We start from the raw sequence: 3,204 nt of genomic DNA, 5'->3' as shown, positions 1-3,204 counted from the left end.
GCGCGCGGGGCGGCGAGGACGGAGGCACTCGAGGGGAGGCGAGAGCGGGGTGCGCGAGGGGTGGCGAGGCGGGCGGTGCGCGGGGGTGGCGAGGAGCGGGGTGCGCGGGGGGCGGCGAGGAGCGCGGGCTGCCTGTGGGGGGCGGCGAGCTACTGGGTACGCGAGGGGTGACGAGGACCGGACTCATCGGCGGGAGGGGAGCAGCGGGATGCGTGGGTTAGGCGGCCCACGGGCGGGTCGGGGCCAGCCGCCTGGTGCCCGGGGAGGCGAGTCGCGGGAACCGGCGGGAAGTGGGCGCGGGTACCGGCGGGAGGCGTGGCGCGGTGCACGAAGGGCAGGGCGAGCACGGGGGAAGGGGACGCGAGCGGGAAGGCCTCACCAGGTGCGTGCATGTGGCGGGTGTAGAGCGCGCGAGGCGCGCAGCGCTAGGCAGGGGCTCTGGGTACGGCGCGTGGGGGAAGGGGCTGGCACTTCGCGGGTCTGCGACTCTGCCGAGCAGAAATGTGGGACGGCAGAAGACGCGAAGGCAGAGAGCGTGAGCGTGACGCGCCCGCGTGGAGCGACGGGTGTATTGCGGTCGTCGGCGAAGCCGGGGCGCGGTCAGCCAGCGGTGACCCGGGCAAGGGGGGGCCCTCTGTGGGGGTGTCGGCGGTAGGCAGCCCCTTCATTCAGCTGCTGCCGACGGGCGTCCTCCGCCTGCCTGCTGCCCGCGCAGTGCGATCGCGAAGGGATCGATGCGCGTTCTACAGGTCGTCAGCGCACCCAGCAGGTTGTCAGATCGCCGCGGCGCCTTGAGGAGGGCGACCGCTGGGGGAGGCAGGACGATGGGGCCGACTGCTTGGGCACGATCACCGTTCCACGTGAAACAGCGGGGGGTTGCGGAGCGCGCGCTTGATCCGGGCCCCGCGAGCCGGAGCCGCATGCTCGCACGGCCAGGCCAGGATGCCACGCCAAGCGCACAGACGTACCGCGCCGACTCGTCCGGGCGGCAGGTCGAGCGCGTGGGCGGGTCCGCTCGCGATCCCGAAATCATCGCCGGACGCACGTGACGCAAGTGCCCACGCCACCACGTCAAGCACCGGGCCTCGTGCCTGCGAACGGCCCTAGGGGTGCAGGCGGCCCGGAGGCCTCACGCGACGCGGACTGGATCGCAACAGTCGAGTCCAGAGAGCGCGCCAGTCTGATCGCTACCCCGTGCGAGTCATCAAGTGTGCGGGGACTTCAAGCCGTCACCGCGCAGTGAAGGCATGCGACGCCCTCTAGCGGAGGCAGGCTGGGCGCAGACGCGCGGCAATGGGGGAGGAGGCCCGGTGCCCGTGCGCGGGGGCCGTGGGCGCGCTGCGGCGGGCACGCGCGCGGTGGAGGGGGAGCGGAAGTACCTGGATCATCCGTTCCCTGCGTCCCGCAAGGGGGCGGAGGCAGGCGGTCGCCCGCACCTAGGGACTCAGAACGAGTTTCACGTGAAACAGCGCGCCACGAGAGAGGGCTGAACACGGAAGGCACCGCTCACCTCCGCGACAAGCAGTTGGGCGGGACGCCTCCGCTGCAGATCGGTATTGGAGTGGCTCCCCGCCGTAGAACGACGGCGACCCGCAGTCGCCGGCGTGTGCGGGCGCGTACGGTGCAACCGAGCTCCGTCCTCGCGGATCGAAGCGCGGGGCCGGACAGATGACGGGCCGGCGCTCCGGCGGGCCGGGGGACGGCTGTGGCGGCCAGCCCGGCCTGGCCCAGCCGGTGGCGGCGCCGCCACGATCTGCATTGCGCCACTGTCTTGGTCGAGCGGCTGCCTGGACGCCGCGTCCGGACGATCGTCGCGCAGCCGCGACGATCGAATCCCAAGGGAAGGCGAGCGCCCGGGCGCCCCGGTGCGGAGGCACGTCGCCTGATGACACGCGTGCCGATGCTCCGGCGGACCAACCGCCTCGCACAGGAGAGGGCCCCGGCGGGGATCGGCAAAGGGCACGCGTCAGGCAGAGGAGTCGATGTAACCCACAGCGAGCAATGGGCGGTCGGGTGCCACAAGGCCTGTTTCACGTGGAACACCGTGACGCCCTCACCACATGCGCGGCCCAGGGCCGTGGACCGGATGGTCGGCGGGTGTCGCCGCCCGGGAAGTGCATGGTCCGGCGGCCGCGAGGCGGGCACCGCCGCGCGTTCAGGCCCGCGCCCCCCCCGCGCGCGTATGCGACCTGCGACGTGAGCGGGGTCCGGGGCAGGGCGGGGCGGCGCAGCCGGCTCGCCAAGGGCACATGGGAGTACCACCGCGCAGAGAACACGGGAGCGCCGCGGCGCAGAGGACATCGGAGCGCCACGGGCCAGAGAACATCGGACGCCACCGCAGCAGAGACACCGGGGCAGCAACGGGCGGGCGAGCTGGTGGCCACGTCGCGAGTACCGCCCCAGCACCCCGCCGGAGCTGTGCAGAGCGCGCGAGCCACCGGGGAGGCGCGCGCCCGACGCTCGTCGATCGGCTGGAACGGCGGACGCGGACGGTCCAGAACGGCGCGCGCGAGCACCTACACGGCTGGAACCGTGTGAGCACGAGCCGGCATCCTCAACGCACCGGCCGGCGCGGCCGGGACGGGGAGCGGCCGAGTGCTGGTGGGGCCGGGGGAGGCGGCGCGCGACCTGCCGAAACTCGGCACGAGAGGTTGTGCACATCAGCGTGCGGCGCGTCTGGCTGGACCCCGCCAGCCGGTACGGTGGGTTGTCGCGCGGCGGTCCGCGTTCTGGCGGCCTGCAGGAGGGTTTCACGTGGAACGAGAGGTGGCGTCGGTGGGTGAAAGCGGCGCGGCCGAGAGCCACGAGGTCGACGGAGACCAGGTTGCAGGAGACCAGGTTGCAGGAGATCAGGCGCTCGAGCGAGAGCACGTCCTCGAGCCCGAGCGCGAGCTGGTCCGCGACGCCCTCGAGGGCGACCCCCGGCTTCCCGAGTTCTTCGCCGACGCGTGGGACCAGGTCGACGCCTTCCACGCGATGCTCACCGAGCAGGGAGTCCTCCGCGGCCTGATCGGTCCGCGCGAGGTGGGCCGGCTTTGGGAGCGGCACCTGCTCAACTCGGCGGCCGCTGTGCCGTTCCTCCCGAGGAGCGGCTCGATCGTCGATCTGGGGAGCGGCGCGGGCCTGCCCGGGGTCGTGGTCGCCGCGATGCTCCCGGATGCCCACGTGGTACTCCTCGAGCCGATGGAGCGGCGGACGGACTGG

General features: G+C 73.3%; 1 protein-coding gene. It reads left to right on the top strand.

What is annotated here, in order from left to right; all coding sequences use genetic code 11:
• Positions 1–2,892: 2,892 nt before the first annotated feature.
• Positions 2,893–3,204 (top strand): 16S rRNA (guanine(527)-N(7))-methyltransferase RsmG (locus CUD01_RS16200; RefSeq protein WP_174773914.1); only part of this gene is annotated, 312 nt, incomplete at its 3' end.

Source organism: Cellulomonas uda, assembly GCF_006538705.1.
Taxonomy (GTDB): Bacteria; Actinomycetota; Actinomycetes; order Actinomycetales; family Cellulomonadaceae; genus Cellulomonas; species Cellulomonas uda.
Note: the sequence above shows the minus strand (reverse complement) of the source record. Positions and strands in the feature narration are given on the sequence as shown.